This window comes from Streptomyces sp. NBC_00057, assembly GCF_045041165.1.
Classification (GTDB): Bacteria; Actinomycetota; Actinomycetes; order Streptomycetales; family Streptomycetaceae; genus Streptomyces.
In genome coordinates, this window is sequence record NZ_CP108256.1 from 7451309 (window position 1) to 7467098 (window position 15790).

Annotated in this window: 13 protein-coding genes; 4 read left to right on the forward strand and 9 right to left on the reverse strand. The window is 69.3% G+C overall.

The features are described from left to right. Positions 1-173 precede the first annotated feature (173 nt). The 4 genes from OG953_RS35160 to OG953_RS35175 all read left to right on the forward strand — a co-directional run bounded on the left by OG953_RS35160 (position 174) and on the right by OG953_RS35175 (position 5040). Entirely contained in the window at positions 174-1631 is a 1458-nt protein-coding gene (locus OG953_RS35160) for an aldehyde dehydrogenase family protein (protein WP_405689256.1), read from the forward strand. A 112-nt stretch (positions 1632-1743) separates the two neighbouring features. Beyond that, on the forward strand, positions 1744-2199 hold the full coding sequence (locus OG953_RS35165; RefSeq protein WP_114243475.1) for an Lrp/AsnC family transcriptional regulator: 456 nt from the start codon (positions 1744-1746) through the stop codon (positions 2197-2199). Positions 2200-2487: 288 nt separating this feature from the next. After that, positions 2488-3285, forward strand: a complete 798-nt coding sequence (locus OG953_RS35170) for a carbon-nitrogen hydrolase family protein (protein WP_405689257.1) — start codon at positions 2488-2490, stop codon at positions 3283-3285. Positions 3286-3333: 48 nt separating this feature from the next. Further along, positions 3334-5040, forward strand: coding sequence for a flavin monoamine oxidase family protein (locus tag OG953_RS35175; RefSeq protein ID WP_405689258.1), 1707 nt, complete (start codon positions 3334-3336; stop codon positions 5038-5040). A 28-nt stretch (positions 5041-5068) separates the two neighbouring features. On the opposite strand, the gene OG953_RS35180 is transcribed toward OG953_RS35175, so the two are convergent. From OG953_RS35180 to OG953_RS35220, 9 genes are all read right to left on the reverse strand, one after another. Further along, entirely contained in the window at positions 5069-5917 is an 849-nt protein-coding gene (locus OG953_RS35180) for a fumarylacetoacetate hydrolase family protein (RefSeq protein ID WP_405689259.1), read from the reverse strand. Positions 5918-5994: 77 nt separating this feature from the next. Further along, the gene (locus OG953_RS35185) at positions 5995-7017 is read right to left on the reverse strand and encodes a hydroxyacid dehydrogenase (RefSeq protein ID WP_405689260.1); all 1023 of its coding nucleotides are present in this window, start codon (positions 7015-7017) and stop codon (positions 5995-5997) included. Further along, a complete protein-coding gene (locus OG953_RS35190; RefSeq protein WP_405689261.1) occupies positions 7001-8056 on the reverse strand; it encodes a dihydrodipicolinate synthase family protein in 1056 nt (351 codons plus the stop codon). The genes OG953_RS35185 and OG953_RS35190 overlap by 17 nt, the downstream gene beginning before the upstream one ends. An 8-nt stretch (positions 8057-8064) precedes the next feature. Beyond that, complete coding sequence (locus OG953_RS35195; RefSeq protein ID WP_405689262.1) at positions 8065-9093, reverse strand: NAD-dependent epimerase/dehydratase family protein; 1029 nt, start codon at positions 9091-9093, stop codon at positions 8065-8067. A 6-nt stretch (positions 9094-9099) separates the two neighbouring features. Continuing rightward, the gene (locus OG953_RS35200; RefSeq protein WP_405689263.1) at positions 9100-10047 is read right to left on the reverse strand and encodes a carbohydrate ABC transporter permease; all 948 of its coding nucleotides are present in this window, start codon (positions 10045-10047) and stop codon (positions 9100-9102) included. Positions 10048-10049: 2 nt separating this feature from the next. Then, positions 10050-10955, reverse strand: a complete 906-nt coding sequence (locus tag OG953_RS35205) for a carbohydrate ABC transporter permease (protein WP_405689265.1) — start codon at positions 10953-10955, stop codon at positions 10050-10052. 85 nt (positions 10956-11040) lie between these two features. Next, the gene (locus OG953_RS35210) at positions 11041-12297 is read right to left on the reverse strand and encodes an ABC transporter substrate-binding protein (RefSeq protein ID WP_405689266.1); all 1257 of its coding nucleotides are present in this window, start codon (positions 12295-12297) and stop codon (positions 11041-11043) included. 47 nt (positions 12298-12344) lie between these two features. Further along, a complete protein-coding gene (locus tag OG953_RS35215) occupies positions 12345-13601 on the reverse strand; it encodes a Gfo/Idh/MocA family protein (RefSeq protein WP_405689267.1) in 1257 nt (418 codons plus the stop codon). Between the two features lie 32 nt (positions 13602-13633). After that, positions 13634-15784 (reverse strand): peptidase C14, encoded by a 2151-nt coding sequence (locus OG953_RS35220; protein ID WP_405689268.1) that lies wholly within the window; start codon positions 15782-15784, stop codon positions 13634-13636. Between the last annotated feature and the right edge of the window lie 6 nt (positions 15785-15790).

Below are 15790 nucleotides of genomic sequence, written 5' to 3' on the forward strand. Positions count from 1 at the left end.
CCCTCACGGCCGTTCGTGCCGTGAGGGGCAACGGCGTTTTCGGGTGTCCTCGCGTGACGTCAGGGATGTCCGATTCCGGCCCCCGGTTACCATGGTGATCCGCTCCAAACCCATTGAGATGTAAGTAATATGAAGCGCAATCAGCTGCCCTCCTCTCTGTGGTAAGGGATCTCATGTCCTTCTTCACTGACCTGGCCCATCAGTACATCGACGGAGAGTGGAGGCCGGGCAAGGGGTCCTGGGACATCATCGACTTCAATCCGTACAACGGGGAGAAGCTCGCCTCGATCACGGTCGCCACGGCCGACGAGGTGGACCAGGCGTACCGGTCCGCCGAGGCCGCCCAGCGGGCGTGGGGCGACACCAATCCGTATGCCCGCCGGCTGGTGCTGGAGAGGGCGCTGCGCGTCGTCGAGGAGCGCGAGCCCGAGATCAGCGACGCGATCGTCGCGGAACTGGGTGGCACCCGGCTGAAGGCGGCCTTCGAGCTGCATCTCGCCAAGGAGTTCCTGCGGGAGTCGATCCAGCTCGCGCTGCGGCCCTCCGGGCAGATACTGCCCTCGCCGACCGAGGGCAAGGAGAACCGCGTCTACCGGGTGCCCGTCGGTGTCGTGGGTGTCATCAGCCCCTTCAACTTCCCGTTCCTGCTGTCGCTGAAGTCGGTCGCCCCCGCCCTGGCGCTCGGTAACGCCGTGGTGCTCAAGCCGCACCAGAACACCCCGGTCTGCGGCGGCACGCTGGTGGCGAAGGTGTTCGAGGAGGCGGGGCTGCCGGCCGGGCTCCTGAACGTCGTGGTCACCGACATCGCGGAGATCGGTGACGCACTGCTGGAGCACCCCATTCCGCAGGTCATCTCCTTTACCGGTTCGGACAAGGTGGGACGGCACGTCGCCACGGTCTGCGCGGCGAACCTCAAGCGCGCCGTGCTCGAACTCGGGGGCAACAGTGCGCTCATCGTCCTCGACGACGCCGATCTGGACTACGCCGTGGACGCGGCCGTCTTCAGCCGGTACGTGCACCAGGGCCAGGTCTGCATGGCCGCGAACCGGATCCTGGTCGACCGGGCGGTGGAGAAGGAATTCACCGAGAAGTTCGTCGCCAAGGTCGCTTCGCTGCGGGTGGGGGACCCGGCCGACCCGGAGACCCAGATCGGCCCGCTGATCAACTCCTCGCAGGCCGAGGCCATTTCCTCGCTCGTCGACCAGACCGTCGAGGCCGGCGCGACGGCCCTGCTGCACGGCAGCACCGACGGCAATCTGGTGAGCCCGTCCGTGCTGACCGGTCTGGCCGCCGATTCCCCCGTCCTCTCCCAGGAGATCTTCGGGCCGGTCGCACTCCTCGTACCGTTCGACGGTGAGGACGAAGCGGTACGGATCGCCAACGACACCCCGTACGGTCTGAGCGGCGCGGTGCACACCGGCAACATCGAGCGCGGCGTACGGATCGGGCAGCGCATCCACACCGGCATGATCCACATCAACGACGGCACGGTCCACGACGAGCCCATCGTCCCGTTCGGCGGCGAGAAGAGCTCCGGCCTCGGCCGGCTGAACGGCGAGTCGATGGTCGAGGCCTTCACCACCCAGAAGTGGATCTCGGTGCAGCACGGCCGTTCGCAGTTCCCGTTCTGACCGGTCACCGGATGCGCTGAGCGCGCCCGGCGGGGCGGGGCCATGGTCTACTTCGGGGGCGGCATCCTGCCGCCCCCGACGTCGGCCATCGCAGAGAAGTGAACCGCCCGAAGTGCGCCTGAACGACCTCGACGAACGCATCGTCCACGCCCTCGCCGAAGATGCCCGGCGCTCCTACGCGGATATCGGCGCGCTCATCGGCCTGTCCGCGCCCGCCGTGAAGCGCCGCGTGGACCGGCTGCGCGCCGAGGGTGCGATCACCGGCTTCACGGTGCGGGTGGACCCGGCGGCGCTGGGGTGGGAGACCGAGGGGTTCATCGAGATCTACTGCAGCCGCAACACATCGCCGGAGGCGATCAAGCAGGGGCTTGCACGGTATCCGGAGATCGCGTCGGCCTCCACGGTGACGGGGGAGGCCGATGCGATCGTGCAGGTCTTCGCCGCGGACATGCGCCACTTCGAGCAGGTGCTCGAGCGGATTGCGGGCGAGCCGTATGTGGAGCGGACGAAGTCCGTGCTCGTGCTGTCGCCATTGTTGCGGCGGTACTCGTCGGGGTCGCCGGAGTAGGGTGCCGGGCTGCGTCCGGCTGCCGCCTTGTCCTCAATCGCCGGACGGGCCGGCAGTTGCCGGGCGGGCTGGTGATGCCCGGGCTGCGGGTCTTCGACGAGGCGTCGGGCTGAGACCTGTGTCACCTGCTTGACCTGCAAAGACGTCAAGCGCAATGAATCGCCGCCACAGGCCGTCGGCGCGCAATGGATCGACGGTGTACGCGCAACGGTCGCGCCTTGTCCGGTTCCAGTGGCGGACCGTACCGTCAATACGTCCCCGCCCCGCCCGCACCGCCCGAGGTCAGCCATGCCGCCGTTGCGTACCGCCCTGCTCCAGAGCTCCGGACGACCCGGGCACGTGGACGAGAACATCAAGGTGCTCGACGGAGCCGCACGGCGGGCGGCGGACGCCGGGGTTCGGCTGCTCGTCTGTCCCGAGCTGTTCCTGACCGGGTACGCGATCGGGGCCGACGTGCCCCGGCTGGCCGAGCCGGCGGACGGGCCTGGTGCCCGGGCCGTCGCCGAGATCGCCGCACGGCACGGGCTCGCGGTCCTCTACGGCTACCCGGAGCGCGTGGGCGAGCAGATCTTCAACGCCGCGCAGCTCATCGGGCCGGACGGGTCGGCGCTCGCGAACTACCGCAAGACCCATCTCTTCGGCTGCTTCGAGCAGGAGTGGTTCACCCCGGGCGAGCAGCCCGTCGTCCAGGCCGAGCTGGACGGCGTAAGCATCGGGATCATGATCTGCTACGACGTCGAGTTCCCGGAGAACGTCCGCTCGCACGCCCTCGCGGGCACCGATCTGCTGCTGGTGCCCACCGCGCAGATGCACCCCTTCCAGTTCGTCGCCGAGTCCGTCGTACCGGTCCGCGCGTTCGAGAGCCAGATGTACGTGGCGTACGTCAACAGGACCGGCCCGGAAGGCGAGTTCGAGTTCGTCGGGCTGAGCTGCCTGGCAGGTCCCGACGGCACCGTCCGCACGCGTGCCGGACGCGGCGAGGAACTGGTCATCGGTGAGGTCGACCCCGAGTTCCTGAGCGCGTCGCGCGCCGCCAACCCGTATCTGAACGACCGCCGCCCCGGTCTCTACGGCTCCCTCGTCTGAGCCCGCCACCCCTCGTTCCACCTTTTTCGTGCAAGGAGTCCGTACCCCATGACGTCCACGGTGCCCAACGCCGTCCAGCACACCGACGCGGCCGAGCCGATCACCATGTTCGGGCCGGACTTTCCCTACGCGTACGACGACTTCCTGGCGCACCCCGCGGGGATCGGGCAGATACCGGCGACCGAGCACGGCACCGAGGTCGCCGTCATCGGTGGCGGGCTCTCCGGCATCGTCGCCGCGTACGAGCTGATGAAGATGGGGCTCAAGCCCGTCGTCTACGAAGCTGACGAGATCGGCGGCCGGCTGCGTACCGTCGGATTCGACGGCTGCTCCGCCGCAGGCGAAGAAGGGGAGCTCACCGCCGAGATGGGCGCGATGCGCTTCCCGCCGTCCTCCACCGCGCTCCAGCACTACATCGATCTGGTCGGCCTGGAGACGAAGCCGTTCCCCAACCCGCTCTCCCCGGCCACCCCGTCCACCGTCGTCGACCTCAAGGGTGAGTCGCACTACGCGCGGACCATCGCCGATCTGCCGCAGGTCTACCGCGATGTGATGGACGCCTGGAACCGGTGTCTGGAGGAGGGCGCGGACTTCTCCGACATGAACCGCGCGATGCGCGAACGCGATGTGCCCCGCATCCGGGAGATCTGGGCGAAGCTCGTCCAGAAGCTCGACAACCAGACCTTCTACGGATTCCTCTGCGACTCCGACGCCTTCAAGTCGTTCCGGCACCGTGAGATCTTCGGCCAGGTCGGCTTCGGCACCGGCGGCTGGGACACCGACTTCCCCAACTCCATCCTGGAGATCCTGCGCGTCGTCTACACCGAGGCGGACGACCACCACCGGGGCATCGTCGGCGGCAGCCAGCAGCTTCCGCTGCGGCTCTGGGACCGCGAACCGCAGAAGATCGTCCACTGGCCGCTCGGCACGTCGCTGTCCTCGCTGCACAACGGCGAGCCGCGCCCCGCCGTGACCCGGCTGAACCGCACCGCCGGAAACCGGATCACCGTCACCGACGCCACCGGTGACATCCGCACCTACCCCGCTGCGATCTTCACCGGGCAGTCCTGGCTGCTGCTCTCGAAGATCGACTGCGACGACGCGCTCTTCCCGATCGACCACTGGACGGCGATGGAGCGCACCCACTACATGGAGTCGTCCAAGCTGTTCGTCCCCGTCGACCGGCCGTTCTGGCTGGACAAGGACGAGATCACCGGGCGGGACACCATGTCGATGACGCTCACCGACCGGATGACCCGGGGGACGTACCTCCTGGACGACGGCCCCGACCGGCCCGCCGTCATCTGCCTCTCGTACACCTGGTGCGACGACAGCCTGAAGTGGCTGCCGCTCTCCCCGAACGAGCGCATGGACGTCATGCTCAAGTCGCTCGGCGAGATCTACCCGAACGTCGACATCAGGAAGCACATCATCGGCAACCCGGTGACGGTCTCGTGGGAGAACGAGCCCTACTTCATGGGGGCGTTCAAGGCCAATCTGCCGGGCCACTACCGCTACCAGCGGCGGCTGTTCACCCACTTCATGCAGGACCGGCTGCCCGCCGACCGGCGGGGTCTGTTCCTCGCGGGCGACGACATCTCCTGGACGGCCGGATGGGCCGAGGGCGCCGTACAGACCGCACTCAACGCCGTGTGGGGTGTGATGACCCAGTTCGGCGGCGCGACCGATGCGACGAACCCCGGCCCCGGCGATGTCTTCGACGACATCGCCCCGGTCGAACTCCCGGAGGACTGAGACCGCTCGGTCCGAGACCCGTTCGGTGTTACGCGGGCCGGCAGACGCTGCGCTGTCGGCCCAGGCCCGAGATCTCGACCTCCATCACATCGTCCGGACCCAGGTAGGGGAAGCGGCCGGAGAGCGCCACACCCTGCGGAGTACCGGTGTTGATGATGTCGCCGGGCTCCAGCACCAGATACTGCGACAGATGGTGCACCAGATGCGCCACGCTGAAGATCATGTCCGCGGTGCTGGAGTCCTGCCTCGGCTCCCCGTTCACATAGCTGCGCAGCTGCAGCTGTTGCGGGTCACCGACCTCGTCGGCCGTCACCAGCACCGGCCCCAGCGGGTTGAACGTGGCGCAGCTCTTGCCCTTGGACCACTGGCCGCCCGACTGCTCCAGCTGGAAGGCACGCTCGGATACGTCGTTGCTGACGGCGTAGCCCGCGATGTGCGCGGCGGCGTCGGCGGGGGAGTCCAGGTAGGAGGCGCGGCGGCCGATGACGACGGCCAGCTCCACCTCCCAGTCGGTCTTCTTCGAGCCGCGCGGGATCAGCACGTCGTCGTACGGGCCGACGACGGTGTTCGGCGACTTGTAGAAGAGGATCGGCTGCGCGGGCGGCTCGGCACCCGACTCCGCCGCGTGGGCCGCGTAGTTCTGGCCGATGCAGAGCAGTGCGGAGGGACGGGCCACCGGAGCGCCGATCCGCTGACCGGTGATGTCGATCTCCGGGAGCGCCGGCTCGGTGGGGACCAGGTGCGGATTGTCGGCGAGCGCGGCGAGGAACGCGCCGTCGATGTCGTGGGTGATGCCGGACAGGTCGTGGTGATGGCCCTCGGGGCAGACGGCAACGGGGCGCTCATGGCCCGGCTCGCCGATGCGCATCAGTCGCATGACGGGTGAACTCTCCTGAAAAATATGGGGGTTGGGTAGGGGGCAGGGCCTCTTTGGTCCTGATCCGCCGGACAGCCCTAGCGCAGACGGGTGAGGGCGTCGGCGGTGACCGCGTGGACCGGGGGGCGTCCGGCGAGCAGCCGCAGCACCTCGTTGACGGCACTCATTCCGAGCCGCTGCCGGCACTCGACGCTGCCCGCTGCCTGGTGCGGGGTGAGCAGCACATTCGGCAGGGAGCGGAAGGGGTGGCCGGAGGGCAGCGGCTCGGCGTCGAAGACATCGATTGCCGCATCCAGCCGGCCCGATGCCAGCTCGGTGATGAGCGCGTCCTCGTCGACCAGCCACGACCTGGCGGTGTTCACCAGTCCGGCCCCGTCCGGCATCAGCGCCAGCTGTTCGGCGCCGATCATCCTGTGGGTCTCCTCGGTGACCGGCGCGTGCACGGCCACGATCCTGCTGCGCGACAGCAGAGTCCGAAGCGGTACGGACTTCACGCCGAGCGCCTCGGCGTCCGCATCGGAGAGGTACGGGTCGGTGACGCTGACCCGTGCCCCCATCGCCCGCACCAGGGCGATGTAGGCACGTCCGGTGCGGGAGGCGCCGATCACGCCGATGTCGCTGCCGTGGATCTCATGGCGCGGAGGGGCTTCGCTCGCCGCCACCCACTCCAGCCCGCCGCGCAGGGCGTGGTCGAAGCGCTGGATGCGGTGGAGCAGCGAGAGCGTGAACGCGAGAGCCACCTCGGCGACCGGGCGGGCCATCTCGTCACCCGCCTGGGTGACCAGGATGCCCCGCCGGAACACTTCCTCGGTGACATAGGGCGCGACCGCCGAACCGGTGTGCGCCACCAGTTCCAACCGGTCGGCCGATGCGAGGAGTTCGGCGTCCACCTTGGGCGCCCGCCACGAGGTGATCAGTGCGCGGGCGCCGGGCAGCGCCGCAGCCACCGCCGCCCGGTCGGAGTGGTTGTCCAGGACCGTCAGCTCTGCCGCGCGCTCCAGCTCCCGCCACACCTCGGTGGTGAAGAACTGGGCCCGCAGGCCCGGCGGTACGGCGACGACCACCCGGGGGCGGTCGGCAGGATCAGGAGAGCCAGGCATCGAGGTGCTCCGCAACGAAGGCGTCATCGGTCAGCCAAGGGTAGGCCGCGGCCACCCGGCTGATCTCCTCCGCCTGCCCGGGGGAGAGCGTCTCGGTCAGGTCCAGGCACCTGATGTTCGCCAACAGGCCCTGGCGGTGCAGCACTTCGTGCACCCCGGCGATGCAGCCGCGGAACGCGCCGCGCACATCGAAGACCGCGCTGTTGGCATCGGTCAGCTCGGAGCGACGCGCCAGACAGCGCACCATCGCCTCGTGGTCCCCGCCGCGCGCCTTGCGGACGTCGTCGAGGAGCGTCACCGCGGAGTTCGTCCACACGGCCCACTGGCCGAGGAGGCCGCCCGCGAACCAGCGTGGTGTGCCACCCGCAGTCTCGTACGGGGTGAGCAGATCACCGATGATGTCGTCGTCGTTGCCCGTGTACAGCGCCACCTCGTCGGCGCGGTCCGCGGCGGCCACCGCCCGTACGACATCGGCGGTGCGGTACCGGTCGAACGGGGCGATCTTCACCGCGACCGTGTTCGGCAGATCGGTGAACGCGGACCAGAAGCCCGGTGACAAGTACCTTCCGCCGACGGCCTCCTGGAGATAGAAGCCGATCACCGGCAGCACCTCGCCGACCGCCCGCGCCCGCTCCAGCAGACCCTTCTCGTCCGCACCGGGCACGGCCGGGCTGAGCAGCACCGCGTCATAGCCGAGCTCGGCGGCGGTCTCGGCCTCGGCGACGGCCTGCGCCGTGTATCCGCAGGCACCGGCTACCTTGACGAACGGCCGGCCGGCCTCGGCGTCGATCGTCTCGGCGGCGAGCTCCAGAACCGGCCGGAACAGACCGACCTCCGGCTCGCGGATCTCGAACTGGGTGGTGTGTACGGCGACGGCGACCCCGCCCGCGCCCGAGGCGAGGTAGTAGCGGGTCAGCGCACGCTGCCGACGCTCGTCGAAGGAGCCGTCGACGTGCAGGGCGAGCGGATGGGCGGGGATCACGGCACCGTGGGCGAGTGCGTCCAGGGCGGGGGTGGACAGGAGGGAGGGAGTGGACATGGAGTGGATCAGAACCTTCCGTCACGGACCTGGAACTTGGTGGGCTTGCCGGACAGCGGCAGCCCGCGGCGCAGCCAGTCGGCCTGCCACTCGACGAGGGTGCGCAGAGCGACATCCGGGTACCCGAAGAGAGCATGGCAGCGACTCGCGTCGGAGAGCAGCGCGGTGGGCGCCTCCTCGCCCGCGAAGACCGGCTCCCGGTCGAACTCCTCGCCGAACCACTGGGCGATGCGGCGCACCGAAGCGGTCTCCGGACCGGTGAGGTTGAGGGTGAACGCCTCGCCGTCGGTGGCGTGCAGCAGGGAACGCAGGGCGACCTCATTGGCGTACCCCTGCCACACCACATTGGCATGACCGGTCGTCACATCGACCGGCTCACCAGCCTGTACGCGGTACGCGATGTCGGCGAGGACGCCGTAGCGCAGATCGACCGCGTAGTTGAGGCGGATGTTGGCGACCTTGGTGCCACGGGTCAGCGCCGCATGGCCGAAGATCCGCTCACGGCCGAGGCACGACATGGCGTACTCGCCGACCGGGCCGACCGGGTCGGACTCGGTGCAGCCGCCGGAGGGGACCGGTACCAGCGGATACACATTGCCGGTGGAGAACGTGGCGATCCGCGATCCCGACCAGCGGCGCGCCACCCGGTCCGGCATCGCGGCGTTCACGGCCCAGGCGTACGAAGGCGCTCCGGCGGAGCCGAACTTGGCGCCGACCATGAAGACGACGTTCCCGGCATCCGGCAGCTCGGCCGGATCGGCGGCCGGGTCCATCAGGTCGAAGGCCACGGTGGAGACCCCGGCGGCCTCCAGCTCGTCGGCGGCGGACTTGTCGGACCAGCGGGAGACCGCGTACACGGTCACGTCCTGGCGGCCCGCGGCGTCCAGCGCCCGGCGGGCCAGCCGGCACAGGCTGGGGCCCATCTTGCCGCCGGCGCCGAGTACCAGCAGATCGCCTTCGAGGCGGCCGAGGTCGGCGACGAGCGCGGGGGAGGGGGTGGCGAGCCGCTCTTCGAGAGCGGCCTCATCGGTGAACATTCGTAGCTATCCCTTGATTCCGGACGCGGTGACGCCCTCGGTGAAGTAGCGCTGGCCCACCATGTACGCGGCGAAGATGGGCACGAACGCGATGACGGAGCCGGAGAGCACCACATTGAGCGGCACGTTCTGCTGCTGGAGCGAGGCGATGCCGACGGTGAGGGTGCGCATGTCGGTGGACTGGCCGATGATCAGCGGCCACAGGAAGTCGTTCCAGTGCCACAGGAAGACGAAGACGCCGAGCGTGGCGAGGATCGGCTTCAGCAGCGGGAGCACGATCCGGTAGAAGATCTGCCACTCGTTGCAGCCGTCGAGCCGGGCCGCCTCGAAGAGTTCGTCCGGCAGACCCTGGATGAACTGGCGCATCAGGAACACCGCCTGGGCGTTGGCCAGGGTCGGCACGATCAGACCCCAGTACGTGTCCACGCCGCCCAGCTTCGCGATCATCGCGAAGGTCGGGATCATCGTGACGTGGTACGGGACCATCACCATCGACAGGAACGACCAGAACATCGTCTCCCGGCCCGGGAAGCGTTTCTTGGCGAAGGCGTACCCGGCGAGCGAGGCGAGCAGCAGCACGCCGACGACCGAGACGACCGAGTAGATCAGGGTGTTGAACAGCCAGCGCGGCACGTCCTGGGAGTTCATGACGGTGTCGTACGCCTCGCCGGTCAGCGGCCACGGCAGCAGACTGCCGGGGAACTCGACCGCCGCGGACGGCTTCAGGGAGAGCACGACCATCGCGTAGAACGGGAAGACCGTCACGATCGCGGCCACCGTCAGCAGCGCGGCGCGTGCGATCCGGCCGGCCCGGGTGGGCCGCATGCCGTGCGGAACGGTGTCCTGCTCCGAGAGCTTGCGCAGCTTGCGTTCGGCGCGGCGCGCGGCCCGGTCGGGGGCCGCGGGTGCCTTCGGCGCGGGCGGGGTCTCGGTCTGGGCGGGTGCTGCGGTCATGGTCACTGGTCCTTCCCGATCACGAGCCGCTGGATCACCGCGACCACCACGGTCAGCGCGAAGAGCGCGACGCCGATGGCGGAGGCGTAACCCAGGTCGAAGTACTTGAAGCCCGCGTCGTAGAGCTGGAAGACGAGCGTGTAGCTGGCGTTGGCGGGGCCGCCGCCGGTCATCGTGTAGACCGCGTCGAAGACCTGGAACGAGGCGGTCGTCTCGATCACCGCGAGGAAGAACAGGGCGGGCTTGAGCTGCGGCAGCACGATGTACCGGAACCGCTGCCAGGGGCCCGCACCGTCGGTGAGGGCCGCCTCCTCCAGCTCACGGGGAATGTCCTGCATCCGGGCCAGCAGGATGAGCATCCCGTACCCGAAGCGGGACCAGACACCGACGATCGCGAGCGCGGGCAGCACCAGCACGTCGTCGGAGAGCCAGGAGCCCTCGGACATCCCGAACCAGCCCATCAGAGTGGACCACGGGCCGCCGGTCGAGAAGATCCAGACGAACACGGTGGCGGCCAGCACCAGTGAGGTGACGACCGGCAGGAAGAACACCGAACGGAAGAACTTGGCGCCGCGGAACGCGCGGCGGGTGATCAGCGCCAGGGACACCGACGCGATCAGCGTGCCCGGCACCGCGAGCACGGTGTAGAGGACCGTGACCTTCAGCGCCTGCCAGAACAGCGGGTCGTCCCACAGACGGGTGAAGTTGTCCAGCCCGATGAAGCTGCCGCCGCCGGTCAGGGAGTAGTCGGTGAAGCTCATCAGCACACCGGCGACGCCCGGACCGAACCGGAAGGCGAGGAAGAGCAGGAAACACGGAAGGACGAAGAGCAGGCCGATCCGGGCCTCGCGGCGCGCCTGCGGCCCGCTGCGACGGCCCCGGCGGGTGGGTTCCGCGACGACTGCCACGGGGATCTCCTTGCGGTACGGGGGAATTGCGGGGGAGGGTGCGGGGCCGGGGTCCGGTGCGGCCGGACCCCGGCCCCGCGGACGATCAGCGGCCGAGCATCGCCTGTGCGGCCTTCTGCGCGGCGTCCAGCGCCTCCTGCGGGCTCTTCTTGCCCAGCAGCGCTGCCTGGATCTCCGGCGCGAGCACGCCCTGGACCTCACGGGCCTTGTCCTGGAGCGGGCCCACGGTCATGCTCGGCAGCGTGGCGCCGACCGCCGTCTGCAGTGCGTCGTCCGGGTACAGGTCGCCGCCGGACTTACGGGCCGGGAAGTAGCCCGCGGCCTTCTGCAGACCGGCCGCGTTCTTCGACTCGGCGACGAAGTTCAGCCAGTCGCCGGTGTTCTTCTTGTCGGCGCCCTTCAGCATCGACAGGGCGCCCACGGTGCCGTAACCGACCGACTCGGCGTCCTTCAGCGGCGGCTGGACGACGATGTTCTCCTTGCCCCAGAACGGCTCCACGTCCGCCGGGGTGTTCTGCCAGGTGCAGGCGGTCTTGCCCTTGGCGGTCGGGGTCTGCTCCAGCTTGGGAGTGGTCGTGACCAGGTCCTTGTCGGTGTAGCCGCCGTCGACGAGCTTCTTCAGATACGTCAGGGCCTTGACGCCGGCCGCGTCGTTGAAGGTGACGTTCCTGCCGTCCTCGGAGAAGACGTCGCCGCCGGCCTGCCACAGCAGCGGGTAGAAGGTCATGTTCAGCGTCTGCTGGGTGTCACCGCTGTAGCTGGTGGCGTAGTAGCCCTTCTCCTTCAGCTTCGGGGCCAGCGCCTCCAGGTCCGCCCAGCTCGTCGGGTAGTTCTTCTCGCCGATCGCGGCGAACACCCGCTTGTCGCAGATCAGCGGGTTGGCACTGGTCAGGATCGGGGTGGCGAGCGCCTTGCCGTCGACCGCGACGGACTTCAGCGCGAAGTCCGTGTAGTCCGACTTGGCGTCGGCCGGCATGTAGTCGTCGGCCGGGACGATGCTCTTGGCGTACTTCGGCAGCTGGTCCGGGATCAGGTAGACCGCGTCCGGGCCCTTGCCGGAGGCGATCGCGGTGGCCAGCGCGGTGTCGCGGTTGGCCCACGGGAAGGTCTCCACCTTCACCTTGACGCCCGAGTGCTCCTTCTCGAACGCCTTGACCAGGCCGTCCCAGTACGCCTTGTTCTTGGCCTCGTCGAAGATGACCGGGTAGGTCCACATGGTGACCGTGTTGTCGTCGCTGCCGCTGCCGGAACAGCCGGCCAGCACACCGGCGGCGAGCGCGGTGGCCAGGACGGGGGCGGCGACGGCACGCACTCTGGAACGGCGGGTGAACAGACGGGACATGAGGTGGTCCTCCGAGGACGTGAGGGTGGGGCGGGGGAGAGGGGGTGTCACTTGGCGGGCACCGTCTGGACGGTGCCGGTGTGCCGGGCGCGTTCGGCGGCGAACGCCGCGAGATGACTGCCGAGCGAGGTGGCGGGACCGGAGCGGACGGCCCCGGCATCACCGGTGGCGACGGCGGTGACGAACGCCTCGACGAGCGCGGCGTCCCCGCCGCCGTGCCCGTCGGCCGCGTTCGAACCGGAGGCGCCGAGTTCATGGACGGTGCTCCCGCCGGTCCGGAAGTCCTGCACGGTGACCCGCTCACCGTCGCCGATCAGCCAGCCGTGCGAGCCGAAGATCCGCGTCTGCCGATGCGTCTGCTCGGTGAACGCCACCATCTGGAAGGTCGCGGTCACCCCGTCCGTCAGCTGCATCGCCAGCACCTGGTGGTCGACCACGTCGTTGTCGCTGCGGTACGCGCAGACGCCGTACGGCCCCTCGCGCAGCGCCTGCACGAGCCCGGCCTCGTCGGTCGCCTCGGTGACATGGGTGACCGGCCAGACCGCGCCCTTCTCGCGCAGCGTCGGCATGTACAGCTTCAGTGCGCTGTACGGGCAGGCGGACTCGACCGCACAGTCGAGACACCGGTCGGCGGACCCGGCCGGAGCATTCTCCGGCCGGAAGTGCTTCAGCCCGCCGAAACCGGTGACCTGTTCGATCCGGCCGCCCATGACATACGTGATCCAGTCCAGGTCGTGGCAGGACTTGGCGAGCAGCATCGGGGAGGAGTCCTTCTCGCTGCGCCACGGCCCGCGCACATAACTGTGGGCGTAGTGCCACCAGCCGACCGGCTCCAGATGGTCGAGGGAGACCAGCTGACCGAGCACGCCGGAGTCCACGACCTCCTTCACCAGGTCGGTGTAGGGGGTGTACCGCATGACATGGCACACCGCGAAGAGGACCCCGGCCCGCTCCACACCCTCGACGATCCGCCGGGTCTCGTCCTCGGTCGGGGCGAGGGGCTTCTCGGCGAGGATCGCGTATCCGGCCTCGGCCAGGGCCAGCACCGGCTCCACATGGAAACGGTCCTGGGTGGCGACGATGACGGCGTCGGCGATGCGGTTCTCGGCCAGCGGCCGCCAGTCGTCGAACTCGACTGGTGCACCGGCGGCGGCCCGCGCCGCGGGGCGCGGATCGGCGACGGCGACGAGTTCGGCGCGCTCGGGGTGCGCCTTGATCCACTCGGCGTACGTCAGACCGCGGTTGCCGGCGCCGACGAGCGCGACCCGTACGGGCCGGCCGTTGATCGGGGTATGCGTGGGCACGGGGAATCCCTGGTAATCGATGGGCGAAGTGGTCAGAAGCGCAGCGTGGCCGCGGTGTGGGCGACACGGTCGCCCTCGTCCGGCAGCGCGGTGCGCTCGGTGCCGTCCTCGACGCAGCCGGTGTGCAGCAGATGGCTGGAGTTGCCGCTGAACGCCGCCGGCCGCAGTTCGAGCCGGCCGCCGGTGAAGGTGGAGCCGGTGGCCCGGTAGCGGTTGGGGCCCTCGGTGACCAGCACATGGGCGGTGCCCTCGGGGGCGGTCGAGTCGAGGCCGGTGAGCTGCCAGTCGACGGTCCGTCCGGAGCCGGTACGGGCCAGCAGGGCGCCGTCCTTGTTGGTGCCGGCCAGGCGCGTTCCGTCGATGCGTAGTCGCTGGTTCTTCACCGAGGTCAACTTGAGGCCGGTGTCGCGGAGTTCGCCGCCGAGCACGGTGATGTCGGCGTGTGCGAGCGAGACCGGGGCGGTGTCCTTGGAGCCGGTCAGGGCGCACTGGTCCAGGACGAGCGGGCCGGTGCCGTTGAAGACCGCGCCGTCGACGCCCTTCAGCGTGCTGCGCTGAAGGGTGAGCGGGACGGTGACACCGGCCTGGGTTATCTCCGCGCCCGCCGCGAAGGCGAACGAGGAGTCGGCGATCACATTGGGGCGGGCGGACAGGTCCGAGGCCCGGGAGACGATCAGCGGGCCGGAGGCCGTACATCCGCGCATCTGCACACCGTCGGCGTTGACCCAGAGCATTCCCGAGCCGGCCAGGGACTTCTTGCCGATGACCAGTACGTCTTCCAGCGTCAGATCGGTGATCTTGACGCGGGCCACGAACCAGGAGCAGGCGTGCCTGCGTACCGTGATCCGCTTGGCCCTGCCGCCCCACGCCGCACCGGAGTTGGCGAAGGTCATCAGACCGGAGTTGCCGGTGTAGACGAGGTCGTGCTCGAACTGCCCGTGCGTCACGAACGGGCCCTCGTCGTCACCGTCGCCGTGGCAGTTGGTGACATAGCAGTAGGCGGAGGCCGTGAAGTCGTTGAGATGACGGGCGTTGGAGGTGTGACAGTCCTCGACGTGCCCGTACAGACAGTAGATCTGCTGGGTGAGGTATCCGGCACCGCCGTACGTGACGGACTTGGGGTTGGTCAGCGAGCACTGCTCGGTGCGGTAGTACGTGCACCAGCGGCGCATCACCACCGGCCAGAAGGTGCCGATGGCCTCGATCCCGGAGACGTCGCAGCGCACCGCGTACTCGTACGCGACCGGGTGTGAGCCGGTCATCTCGTCCTCGCCCCAGCCCTCGAACACGAGGTTGCGGACGTGGGCGCGGTCGACGGGCTCGATCCGGGTCCAGGTGAGGGTGCGGCCGGCGGCCAGGTCCCAGCCGATCTGGTAGTTGACCCGGATGTGCGTCGGGTCGACGACATCGGTGACCTGGACGAGGCGCTGGATCTCCTTCTCGTACTTCCCCGACAGGGCGTTGATCTCCACGGCCCACCACTGGCCGACTGAGAACTTTGTCGAGTCGCCGACCTCGAAGAGGTCCGAGAGATCCGGCATCGCCGCGCTCAGGGTGTGCGCGACGGTGGTGTCGGTGACGGTGCCGCGGAAGGAGAGGACGGCGCCGAAGGGGTTGTCGTGGGTGTTCTTCTCGATGCCTTCGGTGCGCATGCGGTGGCCGCCGAAGTCGAGTTCGATGTGGGAGCGGTCGAAGAGGTGGCGTTTGGTGAAGAGGAGGTCGGTGTGGGCCTCGATGCGGTGGACGCTGTTGTCGGCGATCATCGCGTCGAGGGCGGCGTCGGCGGGTTCTTCGGCGTCGAAGTGGCCGAAGGTGCGAAAGTCGAGGGTTCCGGTGTGGAGCTGGAGCCAGCGGCCGGTCTTGGTGGCGGTGGGTGCGATGACGGTTCCGCCGTTGTGCGCGGCGTCGGACTTCCGGTCCCAGCGCACGGCCATCGTGCCGCCGTCGCCGGGGGCGTGGTAGCCGGCGACCAGGACCTGGGTGCCGTCGTCGAGCGGCTCGGTGTTCAGCGCGCGCAGCTCGGCGACCGTGTCGACACGCAGCACATCGCCTGCGTGCGACGGTGCGGCCTGCGCCGAGCCGGAAGCCACGGCCGAACCGGCCATGACCAGACCGGCCAGCCCCGAAGCCCGCAACAGACTACGACGGGACGAAGCGGAGGTGTGTGGGTGCGGAGCGCTCATGCGGAC